This is a genomic window from Staphylococcus sp. HMSC068C09 (genome assembly GCF_001813735.1).
Lineage (GTDB): Bacteria > Bacillota > Bacilli > Staphylococcales > Staphylococcaceae > Staphylococcus > Staphylococcus hominis.
In genome coordinates this window covers 134248-152740 of the sequence record NZ_KV813756.1, presented here as the reverse complement: position 1 = coordinate 152740, position 18493 = coordinate 134248, and the positions used below count along the sequence as shown (strand labels likewise).

At 31.0% G+C, this 18493-nt stretch carries 21 protein-coding genes; 3 read left to right on the top strand and 18 right to left on the bottom strand.

All coding sequences use genetic code 11. The annotated features are described in order from the left end of the window. The 7 genes from dltD to HMPREF2930_RS05500 form a co-directional block, all read right to left on the bottom strand. The coding region (gene dltD, locus HMPREF2930_RS05525) for a D-alanyl-lipoteichoic acid biosynthesis protein DltD (RefSeq protein WP_070597258.1) at nt 1-1130 on the bottom strand (1130 nt) is incomplete at its 3' end. After that, a complete protein-coding gene (gene dltC, locus HMPREF2930_RS05520; RefSeq protein WP_017175865.1) occupies nt 1127-1363 on the bottom strand; it encodes a D-alanine--poly(phosphoribitol) ligase subunit 2 in 237 nt (78 codons plus the stop codon). The genes dltD and dltC, both read right to left, overlap by 4 nt. 15 nt (nt 1364-1378) lie before the next feature. Beyond that, nucleotides 1379-2593: a D-alanyl-lipoteichoic acid biosynthesis protein DltB gene (gene dltB / locus HMPREF2930_RS05515; protein ID WP_002455557.1), complete on the bottom strand. Its 1215-nt coding sequence runs from the start codon at nt 2591-2593 to the stop codon at nt 1379-1381. Beyond that, entirely contained in the window at nt 2590-4044 is a 1455-nt protein-coding gene (gene dltA / locus HMPREF2930_RS05510) for a D-alanine--poly(phosphoribitol) ligase subunit DltA (protein WP_017175866.1), read from the bottom strand. Before dltA ends, dltB begins: the two co-directional genes overlap by 4 nt. A 14-nt stretch (nt 4045-4058) precedes the next feature. Beyond that, nucleotides 4059-4229, bottom strand: a complete 171-nt coding sequence (locus tag HMPREF2930_RS11230) for a teichoic acid D-Ala incorporation-associated protein DltX (RefSeq protein WP_002455559.1) — start codon at nt 4227-4229, stop codon at nt 4059-4061. A 335-nt stretch (nt 4230-4564) separates the two neighbouring features. Then, on the bottom strand, nt 4565-5353 hold the full coding sequence (locus HMPREF2930_RS05505) for a TIGR01457 family HAD-type hydrolase (RefSeq protein ID WP_002448132.1): 789 nt from the start codon (nt 5351-5353) through the stop codon (nt 4565-4567). After that, nucleotides 5353-5787: a DUF86 domain-containing protein gene (locus HMPREF2930_RS05500; RefSeq protein ID WP_017175868.1), complete on the bottom strand. Its 435-nt coding sequence runs from the start codon at nt 5785-5787 to the stop codon at nt 5353-5355. The genes HMPREF2930_RS05505 and HMPREF2930_RS05500 overlap by 1 nt, the downstream gene beginning before the upstream one ends. Before the next feature lie 102 nt (nt 5788-5889). Between HMPREF2930_RS05500 and HMPREF2930_RS05495 the strand changes: the two genes are divergently transcribed. Next, nucleotides 5890-6156, top strand: coding sequence for a DUF3055 domain-containing protein (locus HMPREF2930_RS05495; RefSeq protein ID WP_002448201.1), 267 nt, complete (start codon nt 5890-5892; stop codon nt 6154-6156). Between the two features lie 53 nt (nt 6157-6209). Here the strand turns inward: HMPREF2930_RS05495 and HMPREF2930_RS05490 are convergent, their stop codons facing one another. The 10 genes from HMPREF2930_RS05490 to sufC all read right to left on the bottom strand — a co-directional run bounded on the left by HMPREF2930_RS05490 (nt 6210) and on the right by sufC (nt 16691). Continuing rightward, a complete protein-coding gene (locus HMPREF2930_RS05490) occupies nt 6210-6596 on the bottom strand; it encodes a YutD family protein (RefSeq protein WP_017175869.1) in 387 nt (128 codons plus the stop codon). Nucleotides 6597-6799: 203 nt separating this feature from the next. Continuing rightward, nucleotides 6800-7720 carry a lipoyl synthase gene (gene lipA, locus HMPREF2930_RS05485; protein WP_002448197.1) on the bottom strand — a complete coding sequence of 307 codons (921 nt, stop codon included), beginning with the start codon at nt 7718-7720 and terminating at the stop codon, nt 6800-6802. Between the two features lie 111 nt (nt 7721-7831). Beyond that, complete coding sequence (locus tag HMPREF2930_RS05480; protein WP_017175870.1) at nt 7832-9163, bottom strand: bifunctional metallophosphatase/5'-nucleotidase; 1332 nt, start codon at nt 9161-9163, stop codon at nt 7832-7834. 19 nt (nt 9164-9182) lie between these two features. Further along, nucleotides 9183-10010, bottom strand: coding sequence for a sulfite exporter TauE/SafE family protein (locus HMPREF2930_RS05475; RefSeq protein WP_017175871.1), 828 nt, complete (start codon nt 10008-10010; stop codon nt 9183-9185). Nucleotides 10011-10023: 13 nt separating this feature from the next. Next, the gene (locus HMPREF2930_RS05470; protein ID WP_017175872.1) at nt 10024-10872 is read right to left on the bottom strand and encodes a DUF72 domain-containing protein; all 849 of its coding nucleotides are present in this window, start codon (nt 10870-10872) and stop codon (nt 10024-10026) included. A 336-nt stretch (nt 10873-11208) separates the two neighbouring features. Continuing rightward, nucleotides 11209-12606: a Fe-S cluster assembly protein SufB gene (gene sufB / locus HMPREF2930_RS05465; RefSeq protein WP_002448087.1), complete on the bottom strand. Its 1398-nt coding sequence runs from the start codon at nt 12604-12606 to the stop codon at nt 11209-11211. A gap of 161 nt (nt 12607-12767) precedes the next feature. Next, a complete protein-coding gene (gene sufU, locus HMPREF2930_RS05460; protein ID WP_002448166.1) occupies nt 12768-13229 on the bottom strand; it encodes a Fe-S cluster assembly sulfur transfer protein SufU in 462 nt (153 codons plus the stop codon). Further along, on the bottom strand, nt 13219-14469 hold the full coding sequence (locus HMPREF2930_RS05455; RefSeq protein ID WP_170999981.1) for a cysteine desulfurase: 1251 nt from the start codon (nt 14467-14469) through the stop codon (nt 13219-13221). Before HMPREF2930_RS05455 ends, sufU begins: the two co-directional genes overlap by 11 nt. 30 nt (nt 14470-14499) lie before the next feature. Then, the gene (gene sufD, locus HMPREF2930_RS05450) at nt 14500-15807 is read right to left on the bottom strand and encodes a Fe-S cluster assembly protein SufD (RefSeq protein ID WP_017175874.1); all 1308 of its coding nucleotides are present in this window, start codon (nt 15805-15807) and stop codon (nt 14500-14502) included. Nucleotides 15808-15929: 122 nt separating this feature from the next. After that, entirely contained in the window at nt 15930-16691 is a 762-nt protein-coding gene (gene sufC / locus HMPREF2930_RS05445) for a Fe-S cluster assembly ATPase SufC (RefSeq protein WP_002448050.1), read from the bottom strand. A gap of 323 nt (nt 16692-17014) precedes the next feature. On the opposite strand from sufC, the gene HMPREF2930_RS05440 reads away from it, so the two are divergent. After that, nucleotides 17015-17872, top strand: a complete 858-nt coding sequence (locus tag HMPREF2930_RS05440; RefSeq protein WP_017175875.1) for a polyprenyl-phosphate transporter PopT — start codon at nt 17015-17017, stop codon at nt 17870-17872. 63 nt (nt 17873-17935) lie between these two features. On the opposite strand, the gene HMPREF2930_RS05435 is transcribed toward HMPREF2930_RS05440, so the two are convergent. After that, nucleotides 17936-18121 carry a CsbD family protein gene (locus tag HMPREF2930_RS05435; RefSeq protein WP_002448111.1) on the bottom strand — a complete coding sequence of 62 codons (186 nt, stop codon included), beginning with the start codon at nt 18119-18121 and terminating at the stop codon, nt 17936-17938. Between the two features lie 175 nt (nt 18122-18296). Between HMPREF2930_RS05435 and HMPREF2930_RS11545 the strand changes: the two genes are divergently transcribed. Beyond that, the gene (locus HMPREF2930_RS11545; protein ID WP_002448129.1) at nt 18297-18461 is read left to right on the top strand and encodes a hypothetical protein; all 165 of its coding nucleotides are present in this window, start codon (nt 18297-18299) and stop codon (nt 18459-18461) included. Nucleotides 18462-18493: the final 32 nt, after the last annotated feature.

Here is an 18493-nt window from a genome sequence, read left to right as displayed (position 1 = left end):
TGTTTTTCAATTTGACGATCCATGTATACCCAACCTTTCCAACCTACATGTACCACATCACTTAATACATATTTTTCATAGTCTTTATTTGACATATCATACACTTTCCCCCCATGTGCGACAACAGTTTTATGTATTTTTTTATAGACAGGTTCACGTGTTGAACGGTGAATACCTAAATGATCGTACCATTTACCATTTACTGGAAGAATAACATATTGTACATCAGCACCTGCTTGATGCATTGTATCTACTAGTAAAGATAAATCCTTAAACTCTGGTGAATTCATTTTAAATTCATATTGGCGACGATTCATTGGCTTTTTATGCATTAGTTGTTTCCAATATTCGTTACGGATACCATAACTATTAGAAGTAGAACGTTTTTCACCAAGTTGCACTGCTTTATTACTCATGTTTTTCCAAGAATCATTGGGTGATGTAAGTGAGTGTACATGAGTTAATGGTGATTTATCTAATGAAAAGTATGTTTTTATTGCCTCAATTTTAAGAAGTTGACTTTCTTTAAACTTAGAAATATAACGACCTTTTGGGTTGCTTGGATCTTTTACTAATTCTTTTAAATATTCCTTATTAGGAACACTTCTAAATTTTAATAATCGTTTAGCATAGCGTTGTTTTAACTCTGAAGGCATATCCTTTTGTTGAAATATCTGATTGATTTGATTTGGTGTCGTACGCGCAGCCATATCCATATCATTAACGCCATGTGTACTAAACCATTGTGGTGAAATGATAAATGTCATCTTTTTACCTTTAAGTTGATCATATTGACCCGCTAATTCAATAGCATTAATTAAATCTGTATTACCGCCCGTACCAACTAAGAATACAGGCTTTGTATTTTTTCGATGATGCATTGCTATCGCAGGATTAAACGGATCACGTTTATTTAACTCACTTGAACCATAAAGTGGATAATATTTATCATTACTAAATAATTGATTTTGAATGAGCGTACCTTTAAGTACTTGATCAGTTAGTGACGTTCTATTATCAGCAAGTGTCTTATTGTTAACGAGACCAGTAAACCAACTCGCAGGCATTAATACAAAAGCTAAAAATATGATTCCACTAATAAGAATTGGTAAAAATGGTTTGAATTTCATCGTAATTCTTCTAAAGCTTCAACAATTTTATTAGGAGTTGCCCATTCATCGCGATCAAAATCCATAATTGATACTTCAATTCCTAATCTATTTTGAATTTCTAATAATAATCCAACTGTTTGAAATGAATCAATAATTCCTTCTTCAAAAATCTCAACATCTGGGTTTTCTTTAACTACGTCATTTTCTGCTACATCAGCTAATACTTCTAAAACTTGTTCTCTAAATTCCATCATTTATTTCTCCCTTTAAATTAATTTTCCTGAGAATATTAAGAAGCCAAATGCTACAAAATGGAATGTGATAATAACACTTAATGCTGTAGCAAAACCATTTTGAAAGCGAGGTGGATGTTTCTTTCTCCAGCGTTCATAATATCCATATCCGATAAACATTAAACCGTGATAAATACCATATACAATATAAAATACTTCTAATCCGTGCCATACACCCATAATAAAGAAATTTAAGAAGAAGGCAAAATTTGACATTGCAAATTGATTCTTCATTATTTTTTTACGAGACATATAGAACAATGTTCTCATATAAACACAGTCTCTAAACCAGAATGATAATGACATATGCCATCTATTCCAGAAATCTTTAATGTTACGTGCTTTAAACGGCTGTTTAAAGTTTGGTGGTGTATTAATGCCATATAGATAACTCACTGCTATTGCAAATAAACTATAACCTGCAAAGTCAAAAAATAAGTAAAAGCTATAGGCATACATATATAACCATTTATGAGTAAAACCATGTAAATGCATTAATAATGGCATAATTGCATATACATTAATTAAATGAGCAATAATATATTTATATAAGAAGCCCATCATAATCATATGAATCGCTTTAACTACCATACCTCTGTATTGCTCACCAGTTGGTATTTTTTTATCGTCTTTGACAAAACGTTTATAACGGTCGATGGGTCCTGAAGATACTGTTGGAAAGAATGAAATAAATTGAATCAATTTCCCCACTTTAATTTCTTTAATAGAACCATCTCTAATTTCCATTATAAGTTGTACACTTTTAAAAGTAACATATGAGATTCCTAAGAATCCGACAAATTCAATTAACTTATGTTCATGGAAATGTATTTGATGTCCACCTAACCATGAACTTTGTAATATTTTAACAAGTGCTAAAGGTAAAATAGATAAAATCATAATAATTAAAAATTTAATAAAAGTATTATTTTTTTGTCGTGATTTGTAATACCACATGATTAATAGCACTTGCCATATTAAATAAATTACAAAACTGATTAATTGAACACTTAAATATTTCTGTCCAAATAAATTGTATGTATCTGAAGAGAAAATAATCACAATCATAATCACTGTACTTATCCCATTGTATACATAGCTTCGCTTACCTAAAAATCCGAGTATGATGACTGGTAAAAGAACGATAAATGCGACTAAGAAGAAGGTAAACGTACCATAAGGAATCATGCGTCGATATCCTCTGCAACTTGTTTACGATCAAGTTTTCCATTTGATGTTAATGGAAGTTGTTCCATCCAAACGAATTTTCTCGGAATCATATATTCAGGTAAGCGAGATTTCAATTCATTTTTAATGTTTCTGGTCATCTCTAAGTCATTATCAACTTTTTTAGTAGGTACAATAGCACCTACAAGATAAACAACTTTTCCATTTTTATAAATTGGCACAACAACAGTTTCTCTAACGTATTTTGAGTGTCTTAGTTGTGTTTCAATTTCTTCTAGTTCCATGCGATAACCGTTTAACTTTATTTGAAAATCGATACGTCCTTGGATAAACCAATAACCATCTTTTTCAATAGCTTTATCACCCGTGTGATAAATGCGAACGCCATTATCAAACTTAAATACTGCTTCAGTTTTTTCTTTGTTTTTTAGATATCCTAAACTCACACTTGTTCCTTTAATAACAAGTTCACCTTCATCAGTTGTTGATAGTGTAGTATTCGGTCTTGCTACACCTACTGGAAGTGGGTTATAACGTTCTAAAATCTCGGGTGTGATTTTTACACCAGTAACTGCAACTGTCGCTTCCGTTGGTCCATATGTGTTATAAACAATTGCATTTGGATATCTATCAACAAGTGCTTTAGCTGTTCTATGCGGTAAAATTTCTCCACAAAAGAAGAAATGATTTAAACTTGGATAATCTTTTTCATTAAGGTTAGGAAGTAATAAACACATTTCTATAAATGATGGTGTTGATACCCAAGCATTAATTGGCGTTTGAACAAGCATTTCATTTAATAACTTCGGTTTTTTTATCATATCTTTATCTACTAAGTTAAGTGTGCCACCAGATGTTAAACATGGATAAATTGCCATTACAGATAAATCAAATGAAAATGGTGCTTGGTTCAGCCACTCCTGATGATTATCTGTTTCATTTAATGAGACCATCCATTCTGCAAATTCTATTAAACTCGCATACTCAATTTGCACACCTTTAGGCTCACCTGTAGAACCAGAAGTGAATATAGTATAAACAACATCTGTTTTATCCATTTGACTATCAAAAACAATAGGATAATCAGAATGTTTAATATCTTCGATTGTAAGTTCTTTCCTTGGTTGATTCACACTTGAATCAGTTGTATTTAAAATAAATGTTGGATCTACTTTATTCATAATCATTTCTACACGTTCTATTGGAACTGACGTATCAATTGGGACATAGCCACATCCTGCTTTGATTGCTCCTATCATTCCAACTACCATATATGGTGACATATGACCATAGATGATTAATGGCTTATTTGTATCTTGCAAATAATGTGCTAGCTTACTAGATTCTTCTATAAGTTGACGATACGTTAACTCATCTGATTTATGTCTAATAGCTACTCGATCTGGATTTTTTTGTCCAATATCATTAATTAAATTTATAATATCTGTCATCCTTTGACTCCTTACTAGAATTCGTTATATATAAAGTTATTATGTGTATCGCCTGAACCATATATAAGATACAAAGCTATAAAAATTGCTAAGTATAGAATAGTCAGTAGATATGGTTTTGCTTTTTCATAAAAAACACTTATTTTTTTAGTTTCTCTCAATTGAATATTACACCTCACAAACATTGCTATTTATTTTGAAGAACAATTCTACTTATTTTATATTTAGTAAAGTTATCTTACTATCAAGAAATATTATATCGCACTTTTATTTTTACACTTTATTATATAAAAATATTAATTATATATCAAATTTATTTTATATAATAATTAGTGAGTGTTAAATATGTATCTATCTTATCCGATATGTCCTTATTCTTATCTTTGATATTCTATATATTAGTACTAATGATTACATATCACAATTACACAGAGCATAACAAAACTGTTAGATATAAAAACTTCTTATTACTCATATCATCAATTTAAGTAATAAGAAGTTATCATAGAAATTATTTTTATTAATTAGTATTACTTTCTAATTCAGCTATAGCCACATTCAAATCTTTAAATGAATAGGTTGGCTTTGGTTGTTTAGTTTGAATTTCTTCATAAGATGTTACACCTGTTTGTACATGTACCGTATCCATCCCCACATTAATACCAGACATTATATCTGTATCATACAAATCTCCCACCATAGCCACTTCAGACTTATCGAGTTTCAAAATATCTAAAGCAATTTGCATGATGATGGTTTCTGGTTTACCAATAAATTGTGGCTGTTGTCCAGTAGATACACTAACCACACTTGTAATAGCTCCATTTCCAGGTAAGAAGCCTCTTTCTTTAGGAATTGAGACATCTGGATTCGTAGAGATAAATTTTGCGCCTTTACGTACTGCTAAAGTAGCTATTGCAAGTTTTTCATATGTGACTGCTTCATCTAAACCGATAACTACGTAATCTACATTCTCATCTTCTTTTACGGTTAAACCTGCATCGGTTAATGCTGTTCTTAAACCATTACCTCCTAGCATATACACACTAGCTTGACTATTTTCTTCTGCAATGTAATTTGCCGTAGCTAGAGCAGAAGTAACTACTTCGTCTGGTTTAGCGTCAATCTTCATTTCTTTTAACTTTTCTGTTACTTCTTCAGGCGTCTTAGTAGAGTTATTAGTAACATATAAATGAGGAATATCGTTTTTGTTCAAATAATCGATAAATTGAGCAGCACCATCAATTTCTGCTGTACCCATATACATTGTTCCATCTAAATCGATTAAATAACCTTTATAATTTTTCATTATGAATAATCTCCTTTTCCAAAAGCGGTAATTGGCACATTTTCTTTTTTTAGAAATTGAGTAACTTCTTTCACAAATTGTCGATAATACGGTATTGAGGTGTCAAATAATGGTACAAGTGTTTCAACTTCTAATTCTGTATAATGATGTGCAAACTGTTTTCTGATTTTAACTGTATCATTAATATGGTTTTGTGTATCTTTGGAAATCACCCCTTCAAGTTCTAAAATATCAATAACATCTTTATAGTTACCAGGATCTCTCAAAATAAAAGCGTCAATAATCATATTTCCAATATCTACTGATGATTCAATTAACATTTGCGCAATACGTTCAAATGCATAATGATTTGATTTATTTGTTTCATAATCCTTAATAAGCTGATTTAAATATTTTATTTTAAGTGCTAATTTATCTTTATCTACAAAATACATATCGGTCACCTCTTATTATTATTATCATATCATAGTTTTGCATCATGCATCATTTGTCGTTATACTAATTTCACATATTAAAAATAAAGGAGCATGACTGATATGATAGATATGTTTCTGTACGATGATGAGGAACAATCGCAAGCACAATTTGTAGGATTTGTAGGTGAACATAGTCGCTATGATTTAATGCTTATTCAGACCGATCGTCATTACGGTAAAACACTGGTATTAAATCTTCAAACTAATAAATTTGGCATCATAGGCACAGATGATATTGAAGAAGAAGGATATATTGCTCATATATTAGGTGTGTCTCAAGAAGAAAGCGAAGAAATCATTGAATATCTAAATCAAGTTATTCAATAAATGAAAGGTCAAAACAATGATATTTACAAAATATACATTGTTTTGACCTTTCATTATTTATTATTCTTTTTTTCAGTAGATTGCGTAGCTTGTATTGTTGGTTTTATTTTAACATCATGTAATTTATCCTCTACTTCATCTACACTATCTAGTTCTAATCGTTCATTATCATTAATATGTCTCACTATGAAATATGGACAACCAAAATTACAATATTCCAAAATATAATCTTGAATGGTTGAAAAACGTTTTGAAATTTCAGCTTTTTTATTTGAATCTTTATAAAATCCTTTTAAACGTAATTGATCATAACCAAAATCCCCAACTACAAAATCATATTTATCAAGTATATCTGAATATCTTGAAGCAAATAATTCTTCGTCAAAGCATTCTCTATAATCTTCAATTAATTCAAAATACTGTTGATTAACTTTAATCATAATAAGTCACCTTTAATTGTAATTATAATAAAAACTTAGATTGCCTATTTTAAAGAAAAAGAGCAATCTAAGTTTTAGCATCCATCTATTAATAAACATTGTTAATTGACTTTATGTACTCATATTATTGTTTCACAAGATAATATGACTTCATTATGCAATATCACTTAACAGAAAGTTTATTATAAATTTTTGGGTTAATATTATTTTTGTTGTAACTGTTCTTCTCCAAGACGGTGTTTTTCTTTTGCCGCTTCATTTACTTGTTCATCAGCATGATAAGAACTTCGTACCATTGGACCAGCTTCACAATGTTTAAATCCTTTTTCCATTGCAATTTTTCTTAATTTACCAAATTCTAATGGAGTATAATACTTTTCAACTTTTAAGTGTTTACGTGATGGTTGTAAATATTGACCAATTGTTAAAATATCAACATCATTTGCACGTAAGTCATCCATTGTTTCATAAATTTCTTCCAATGTTTCACCTAAACCTACCATTAAACTTGATTTAGTTGGAATATCAGGTTGTAACTCTTTAGAACGACGTAAGAATTCTAATGTTCTGTCGTAAGTCGCACGCGCACGAACTCTTGGAGTTAAACGACGTACTGTTTCAATGTTATGGTTTAAAATATCAGGTCTTGAAGCCATTAGTGTTTCAAGTGCTTCATAATCCCCACCCATATCTGACGGTAAAATTTCAATTGTCGTATATGGATTACGTTCACGTACTTTACGAACCGTTTCTGCATATACATTAGATCCTGCATCTCTTAAATCATCACGTGCAACAGCTGTGATAACAACATGTTTAAGATTCATTAGTTCTACAGACTCTGCAACACGTTCTGGTTCATTTAAATCTAGTTCATTAGGTAAGCCAGTTTTTACTGCACAGAAACGACAAGCTCTTGTACATACCGCACCTAAAATCATAAATGTAGCCGTACGTCTAGCTCCCCAACATTCATGTATATTTGGACATTTTGCTTCTTCACAAACTGTATGTAAATTTTTCTCACGCATCATTTTCTTGAGGCCGATGTAGTTTTCATTAGTGTTTAGCTTTATTTTCAACCAATCTGGTTTACGTAAAATCTCTTCATTTTTAGTAGCCATAACAACACATACCCTCCTGTTTAATCTATCTTCAACTATTATAACGAAATTTACATTAAATTAAAATGTAATAACTTATAAAATTAAGACATAACTATGAACATTTGTGTACTAAGAAGAATGATGCATATGAATTAATTTTTCTTTAAAGATATCTCTTAAAAATTCAGGCATTAAATAATCAATCGATGTTCCTTTTAATAATGGGAAATATCTTCCAAATGTATACATATCTACAGTTCCTAATATATAGGTACGGTTATCTTCTATTTCTTGTCCATCTACAAAGAAGCGATGTTCTGATTGAATAAATCCACATTTATATAATATATAACCACCAAAAATATCACCTCTAAATCCTAATCCTTGGACATGTTCATACATATATTCTTGCTTTTGACTTTTTAAGATTATCTTTTTCAATTCAGAACCTTTCAAACGTACACGAACTAAGTTGATTGGATGAGGTAACATAGTATGGATATCGTATTCAGTAAGTTGATCGCTCTCAACATTATTAACAATTAATCCAGCATTAATAATTGTACAATCTGCATTTGTAAATTCATACACACTTTCTGCAAGTAAATAAGTCGTTTTTGTAATCACATTTGTTTTACTAGATAAAGAAACTGGCTTATTAATAATCGCCTTATTCATCAAATCTTTTCCTTCTTCATCAAAATGTGTTTTAACCACTGGTAATGTGTCTACTGGATGTAATGTAGCCTCTTTAGTAACTACTTTTTTATTTTCAATCGTTAAATTCACTTCTCCAAGATAATGTCCATATTTCCCTGCTGCTGCCATAAGTACACCATTATTGACTTCACCATGATTAAAATGATGATGTGTGTGGCTTCCTAGTATCACATCTATCTCTGGGATTTCTTGACATAATTTTTCATCAAAAAAGACACCTACATGACTCATAACTATTAATACATCGTATTGTCCTTTGCGTTGTTCAATTTCGTCTTTGATGGCTTCTAATGGGTCTGTCACAATCCAATCAAGTGCTCGATAGAATGGCGTGAAAGGTGCCGTCGCTGCTACAAATAAAAAGCGTACATCTTCTATTTCTTTTATATAAGATGTGGCAATATGACGAGGTAAGTGGCCATCTTCGTCTAAAACATTAGCACATATGACTTTAAATTGTGCATCATTGTAAAGATTATTTAATGCTTCATGAGAAATAGTCATTCCTTCATTATTCCCAATTGTAGCAATATCACAATGAGCCTCATTTAAAAGTTCAACATTTTTTTTGCCCATAGTTGCTTCTGTTACTGGTGTAGATAAATCAACATGATCACCAATATCTAAATAAAGTGAAGGGTGTTGAAGTTCAGGTCGGTGTTCAGCCATGTACGTCATAATACGTGCATATTCATTAAGGTGACTATGAATGTCATTTGTATGAAAAATTGTAAGCTTCACTTAAATTCCTCCTGTTTTATTATAGAAACGATTTAATAATTAGATATACACCCATAATTAACATTACTGTGCGTAATAATAATACTACTGTTTCTGATTTAATCGAGTGATTTATTTTTACTCCAATTTGAGCGCCAATATAACTAGAAATGATTAGAATAATTGAATATGACCAAGCAACATGACCTTGAATAATATGACCAATTGAACTCATAACACTTGAAAAGAAAATCATCATCATACTTGTCCCTACTGCTACATGAGGTGGAAATCTAAATACTATAAGCATTAAAGGAGTCATCAACGCTCCACCACCAATTCCAAATAAACCTGTAAGTACACCTATAAATAATGTAGCAAAGAAGGCAAACATAGGTGGAACGCTATAATGATAAGTCATCCCTTTAGCATCGATGTATGTTTTACGATACTTTTCCTTATCGAATATTTTAAATGGTTTAATTTTATATCTAATCATCAATAAAATAGATACACAGATCATAAAAATACCAAAGTATAAATTAAACGAATTTAATGTTAAATATCTACTTAAAAATGAACCAATAAGTGAACCAGGTAATAATCCAAATAAAAATATGGATCCATTTTTAATATCTACTTGCTTTGTTTTCAAATAACCAATAGATGAAGAAAGTCCAGTTACAATAAGAATAACCGATGACGTACCAATTGCAATCTGAGTAGTGATGCCGTGTAATAGATGATGGTTCACTCCTAAATACACTAAAGTAGGTACGATAATTATACCACCACCAATACCTACTAAAGAACCTAATACTGCAGATAATAATCCAATTAAAACTAATAAAATCATTGTTAAAAACATTATAATTCGCCTCTTAGAAAAATTTTAATTGCTGAGGTGCTAAGCCTGTATACTCTATATCTAAAATATTTTGATAGGTTTTAGCATTTTGAGCTGCATGACCACCAGAATTATTATTAAAAACAACATAGACCTTTTCAGCTTTTTGTTCTAATATTTGAACTTTATTTGCTAAATCTTTTAATTCATTTTCATTATAATTATATAAATATCTAACATCTCGCCACTCTTGATCAGTCATATCTTTTTTAGTCCAACCATACTGATTTCTACCATGATAACGCACAAAAGCGGTACTAGAAGTTATACGATTGACTAAAGGTATAGACCCATCTTTAATTTGTGGTTCATCTACGACCGCATGAATAATTTGATGTTCGGTTAAAAACATTAAAGTTTGTTCTTTAAATTGGGAATTAAACCAAGATTGATGTCTAAATTCTACACACATGGGGATATCTTCTAGCTGTTGTCGAACATACAAAATATAATTTATATTTTGAGCTGTACAATCAAACCAAGGTGGAAATTGCACAAGTACCATTGCTAATTTATGATGTGCAATCAGTGGTTCAAGCATGTGTCTAAATTGTTTAAATAGTTCAGATCGTGAATCAGCATAAGTTTTATAATCTGAGTGAAGCGTCAATGCTTGATGAATCTTAACGATAAACTGAAACTTATCTGGTGTTTCATTGATCCATTTCAATATATTACGTTCAGGTTGGATAGCATAATATGAGGCATCAAGTTCAACAACAGGAAAATGACTCGCATACGTACGTAATTTATCTGTTTGTCTTTCAAGATCTTCATATAAAGAATAATGATCTCCCCATCCAGTTAAACCGATATTAATCATTTTTATCACCAGATATATGATACCACATTCAAAATTAATATATCACTTGTTGTATACTAACTTTACATTTTCTTATTATTTTAAAATCGCTACTATAACACCCTAAGTTTGCGTTAATAACTGATTCATTTGTAAAAATAATTAATCTATTAAATCGTTCACTTTTGATTAGTAGCTAATTTGTAACTACTTGTCTTCTAATATATTGTGTTAACTGGTTTTAAACTAGATAAGGTAGAATATCGCCATCATAATTAATCATAGCTTTAAAAACAAAAGAACTAGAATGTTAAACATTCTAGTTCTTTTAACTATTAGCTTAAGCTATATCTTAAATTATCCGATTGAACCTTCCATTTCAAATTTAATAAGACGGTTCATTTCTACAGCATACTCCATTGGTAATTCTTTAGTAAATGGTTCGATGAATCCCATAACAATCATCTCTGTTGCTTCTTCTTCAGAAATCCCTCTACTCATTAGATAGAATAATTGTTCTTCAGATACTTTAGAAACTTTCGCTTCATGTTCTAATGAAATATTATCATTAAATACTTCATTATATGGAATTGTGTCTGAAGTTGATTCGTTATCTAGAATTAATGTATCGCATTCGATATTTGAACGCGCACCTTTAGCTTTGCGTCCAAAGTGAACGATACCGCGATAGATTACTTTACCACCGTTTTTAGAAATTGATTTAGATACGATAGTTGAAGATGTATTTGGGGCTTTATGAATCATTTTAGCACCTGCATCTTGAACTTGACCTTTACCCGCAAATGCGATGGATAATGTACTACCTTTCGCACCTTCACCTAATAATACACAGTTAGGGTATTTCATTGTTAACTTAGAACCTAAGTTACCGTCAACCCATTCCATATTACCATTTTCATGAACAAACGTACGTTTAGTAACTAAGTTATACACATTGTTAGCCCAGTTTTGGATAGTAGTATAACGAACATGTGCATCTTTATGAACAATAATTTCAACTACTGCTGAGTGTAATGAACTTGTAGTATATACTGGTGCAGTACAACCCTCAACATAGTTTACTGAAGCCCCTTCATCAGCAATAATTAATGTACGTTCGAATTGACCCATATTTTCTGAGTTAATTCGGAAGTACGCTTGTAATGGTGTATCTAATTTAACGTTTTTAGGTACATAGATGAATGAACCACCTGACCATACTGCTGAATTTAATGCTGCGAATTTATTATCAGCTGCTGGAACAACAGAAGCAAAGTATTCTTTAAATAAGTCTTCATTTTCACGTAAAGCACTGTCTGTATCTTTAAAGATTATCCCTTTTTCTTCTAATTCTTTTTCCATATTATGATATACAACTTCTGATTCATATTGTGCAGAAACACCAGCTAAATATTTTTGTTCTGCTTCTGGTATACCTAATTTATCAAATGTACGTTTAATTTCTTCAGGTACTTCATCCCAAGAACGTTCAGTATGCTCTGAAGGCTTAACATAATAAGTAATGTCATCAAAATTCAATTCTGATAAATCGCCACCCCATTGAGGCATTGGGATTTTATAGAATAGTTTTAAAGCTTTTAATCGGAAATTAAGCATCCATTCTGGTTCTTCTTTCATCTTAGAAATTTCTCTAACAATATTTTCTGTTAGACCACGTTCTGATCTGAAAATGGAAACATCCTCATCATGGAAACCATATTTATAATCTCCAACATCAGGTGCTTTTTTAGCCATTTCAATCACTCCTTAAATATATTTAAAACGATATACGCATCATTTATCTTTCACTACTATCTATAGTCATTGTAACAACATGAAAACTATATAAAAAGAAATATGTGTAAAATGTCACAGCACCATAGTGCTTAGAATAACATTTATTACCTATTCGTATTTTATTCTTCAGTTGTACCTTCTGCTTTACCTTCTTTTTGCACTGTACCTTTTTCTAAAGCTTTCCACGCTAACGTTGCACATTTAATACGCGCTGGGAATTGAGAAACCCCTTGTAATGCTTCTACATCTCCCATATCTTCAGTGATGTTATAATCTTCACCTAACATCATTTTAGTAAATTCTTGACTCATTTGCATTGCTTCACCTAATGAATGACCTTTAACTGCTTCAGTCATCATCGATGCACTTGACATTGAAATTGAGCAACCTTCACCTTCGAATTTCGCCTCTTGAATGATACCATCTTCGATATCAAATGTTAGTCTAATGCGATCACCACAAGTAGGATTATTCATATCTACTGTCATTGATCCATTATCTAAAACGCCTTTATTACGAGGATTCTTATAATGATCCATAATTACAGATCTATAAAGTTGATCTAAATTATTAAAACTCATATGAGAAAAACTCCTTCGTTTGTTTCAATGCTTCTACTAATTGGTCAACATCTTCTTTAGTATTATAAATATAAAAACTTGCTCTTGCAGTAGATGATACATTTAACCATTTCATTAATGGTTGCGCACAGTGATGTCCAGCTCTAACAGCGACACCTTCAGTATCTACTGCTGTAGCAACATCATGTGGATGAATATCAGCTAAATTAAAAGTGATCACACCTGCACGTCTTTCTTTAGGGGGACCATATATTTCTAATCCTTCAATTGAAGATAATTGCTCATATGCATATTCTGTTAATTCTTTTTCATGCTGATGAATGGCATCAAAGCCTATATTTTCGATATAACGAATAGCTTCAGCCAATCCAATAGCTTGAGCAATAATCGGTGTACCAGCTTCAAATTTAGTAGGTAAGTCAGCCCATGTTGCATCGTACTTACTTACAAAATCAATCATGTCCCCACCATACTCAACAGGTTCCATGTTTTGAAGTAGTTCACGTTTTCCATATAATACACCAATACCAGTCGGTCCTAACATTTTGTGGCCGCTAAAGCTAAAGAAATCAACATCTAAATCTTGAACATCGATATCCATATGAGGTGCAGATTGTGCTCCATCAACACTAATAATAGCACCGTGTTCATGCGCAATCTTAGCAATTGCTTTTATATCATTAATGGTACCTAAGACATTAGACACATGAGTAATAGCTACAATCTTAGTATTGTCATTAATTGTCGATTTGACATCTTCAATTCTTAGTTCACCATCATCAGTCATAGGAATAAATTTTAAAGTAGCTTTTTTTCGTTTAGCTAGCTGTTGCCAAGGCACAATATTAGCATGATGTTCCATCTCTGTCACAACGATTTCGTCGCCTTCGTTAATATTAGCGTCTCCATAACTATGTGCAACAATATTAATTGAAGCAGTCGTACCTCTAGTAAAAATAATTTCTTCAAAATATTTAGCATTAATGAAACGTCGTACTGTCTCACGAGCACTTTCATATCCATCTGTTGCTAAAGAACCTAGAGTATGCACACCACGATGCACATTAGAATTGTAACGTTTATAATAATCATCTAATACATTTAATACTTGCACTGGTGTTTGACTTGTTGCTGTTGAATCAAGATAAGCTAATCGTTTTCCATTAATTTTTTGATTTAGTATAGGAAAGTCTTCAATAATTTCTTGTATGTTTAATGAAGTTTCGGCCACTACCTTCACGACCTTTCTTTTATTGAAAATCTCAATGATCTATTTATTTACTTTAAGTTCGATGACTTCTCGTAATTGACGTTTCACATCTTCAATTGGTAATTCACGGACAACTGGATCTAAGAAACCATGAATAACAAGACGTTCTGCTTCTTTTTGAGAAATACCACGGCTCATTAAGTAGTAAAGTTGTTCTGGGTCAACACGACCAACCGAAGCTGCATGACCTGCTTCAACATCATCTTCATCGATAAGTAGAATAGGGTTCGCATCTCCGCGAGCATGCTCTGAAAGCATTAACACACGAGATTCTTGATTTGCGATAGATTTTGTACCGCCATGCTTAATATATCCAATACCATTAAATACAGATGAAGCATTTTCACGCATTACACCATGTTTTAAGATATAACCATTTGTTTCCTTACCATATTGAACGATTTTAGATGTTAAGTTAATTTTTTGATCACCAGTACCAACAATGACTGATTTTAGTTCACTTGTTGAACGATCACCAATTAAGTTAGTAGTATTATCAATAATTTGGCTTCCCTCATTCATTAAACCTAAAGCCCAATTAATTGATGCATCTGCTGCCGTCACACCACGACGGATAATGTGACCTGTAAATCCTTTATCTAGATAGTCAACTGAACCATAAGTAATGTTTGAATTTGCTCCTGCAATCACTTCAGAAATAATATTGACTTGATTACCTTCACCACTTGCAGTTGAAAGGTAATTCTCAACATATGTTACTTCAGCACTTTCTTCCGTTACAATAATGGCATGATTAAATAAACTTGCATTCTCATTGTCATGTAATACTACATATTGAATAGGGTCTTCAACTACTACATTTTTAGGGACATATACAAATACGCCACCATTCAATAATGCTGTATGCAAAGCAGTTAATCGATGTTCATCTACTGTAACTGCATCTTTCATTAAATATTTTTCTACTAATTCACTATGATCTTGTAGCGCTTTTGATAAACCTTCAATAATAACATTATTATGATTTGCTTGTTCTGATACTTGTGTGAAAGCTAAATCATTATTATGTTGAATAATTAAATTTTTAGAATTTTCTATATCAATAATATTTTTAACTGATTCAGGAAGTTCTGATACATCATTATATGATTTACTTTCTACATGATGTTGTTTAAATGCATCGAAATCCCATTTTTTTAGTTTTGTTTTATCTGGTTTAGGCATTTCTAAAGTTTCTGTTAATTTCAAAGCTTTTTGACGTAGTTCAGTCATCCAAGAAGGTTCATTTTGTGCTTTAGAATAATCAACAAGTTGTGCTTCAGAAATATTTAAAGTTTCTGTTGTCATAATGCTTTTTCCTCCTACTTGATGAAAAATTTTAGTAACTGAATTGATATATAAACTGTTTATTTCCACATTTTAAAATCAATCAGTTCTTTTTATGAATAGTTTTTATATTATTTAATGACCTATTCAGTTGCACCAAATTCTTCTTTAACCCATTCATAACCTTCTTCTTCAAGACGTTTAGCTAATTCTGGACCGCCTGATTTTACAACTTTACCGCCATACATAACATGTACTTTATCAGGAGTAATATAGTTTAATAAACGTTGATAGTGTGTAATCATTAATGCACCGAAATCTTCACCACGCATTTCATTGATTCCTTTAGAAACGACTTTTAATGCATCAATATCTAAACCTGAGTCAATTTCATCTAAAATCGCAAATTTGGGTTCTAACATCATTAATTGTAAGATTTCATTACGTTTTTTCTCCCCACCTGAGAAACCTTCATTTAAATAACGTTGCGCCATATCTTTATCAATATCTAAGAAATCCATTTGTTTATCTAATTTTTTAATAAATTGCATTAAGTTAATTTCTTGACCTTCTTCACGTTTTGCATTAATCGCTGAACGCATAAAGTCTGCATTTGTTACACCAGTAATTTCTGATGGATATTGCATTGCTAAGAAAAGACCTGCTTTTGCTCTTTCGTCAACCTCTAATTCTAAAATATTTACGCCATCAAGTAATACTTCACCTTGAGTAACTTCATAACTTGGGTGACCCATAATTGCAGAAGATAATGTTGATTTACCTGTACCATTAGGTCCCATGATTGCGTGAACTTCACCAGTATTAATTGTTAAATTAACACCTTTTAAAATTTCTTTATCTTCAATAGACACATGTAAGTCTTTAATTTCCAATGTTGATGACATTTATATTCCCTCCATAAAATATAAAGTTTTCTTAACTAGTTTATAGTAATTTTAATTTATAGTCAAAAAGACTTCTAACACTTTAATACACTTAATTATAACGTAAATAGTCCCCAATATAAACTTATTAAAATGACAAAAAAGATTATATTTTCGTCAAAATTGTTTCGAAATGACTTCAATTTTCAAGTGCGACTGATAATCAAAAGGCATCTGTTCTCAATAGGCATCTATATATTAACGATGATTGACTACTTAATATTTCAATGTAAGTTAAAAATTTGGTAGTATTCGTATTAACTCAATAAAGAAAGGAGACCTTTATGACATTCAAATGGAAAAATATTTTAAAAGGATTTGCGATGGGAACTTCAGATTTAGTTCCAGGAATTAGTGGAGGTACCATTGCTTTACTTTTAGGAATATATGATGGTTTTATTTCATCCATTAGTGGATTGTTTTCTAAACGATTTTGGCCAAGTCTAAAATTTTTACTTCCTATATTAATAGGAATGATTTTAGCGATTGGTGTACTTAGTAATTTAATTCATTACCTACTCGATCATCATCATGTAATAACGATGTTCTTTTTTACTGGTTTAATTATAGGCATTGTCCCTTACTTATTAAAAACTTCAGATTTTAAAAAAACATTTACAACTAAACACTATGGATTATTAATTTTAGGAATCATAGTTATAGTGGCATTAACGTTATTAAATCCTAGCACACAGCAATCAAGTTTAACACTTCAATTATCTTTTAGTCTTATTATTAAATATTTTATAGCAGGTGTTTGTGCTTCTAGTGCAATGCTACTTCCAGGTATCTCTGGCTCATTTATGCTACTTGTATTCGGTGCATATGGAACAATAATGTTAGCTATTGCTAATTTAGCTAAATTTAACTTTACCGGTCTGCCTATATTAATAGTAGTTGGTTTAGGTATTTTATGTGGATTTCTATTTTCAAGCCGTATTATAAAATACTTTTTAACCCACCACTTTATTGGAACATTTGCCTTAATTACTGGTTTTGTTATTGGTTCAATTTATGCTGTATTCCCAGGAATTCCTAAATCACCAGTAGAATGGATTGTTTCGATTATTTCTTTAGTAATAGGATATATAGTAAGTTATTCATTAGGACTGATTACGTCTAACAATGATACTCAGACATAATATTCTAAAATAAACAAAAAACGCATGTGTTTAACACATGCGTTCTCTTCTAGTTAAAACGACTTATTTATCGCCTTTTAATTTATCAATAACATCATTTGCTTTATCTTTAACGTTATCAACCACTTCTTTAGCTTTACCTGAAGCTTTGTCGCCTTGACCTTCTTTTTCTAAATCTTTATTATCAGTTGCATTACCAACTGTTTCCTTAATATTACCTTTAGCTTGTTCAAATTTATCTTCTGCCATTTTAAATTCCTCCTTGTTAAACATTTCATTCTTAAATGATTTTTGTAATATTAACATACCCAATACATATCATGTATAAACATAAATTCTGTTATTTTTTTATATTTTCTGTCTAATTAAAATAATTGTTATAATAACATTGTTCAATTTACTTATCCAATTGGAGATGATAACTATGACATTTGTTAATTTTACTGCTATGACAGAAAAAGGTTTAAATAAAAAAGTCAATGCATTCTTAGAAGAACATCCATATATAGAAATTGTTAAATTTGAATATGCGATGGGTCAAGGTGGTATCGGCGTTGGAATACTATATCAAGACGATTCAAGTTTATAATATAAATGACTGCAATAAATGTATTGATATAA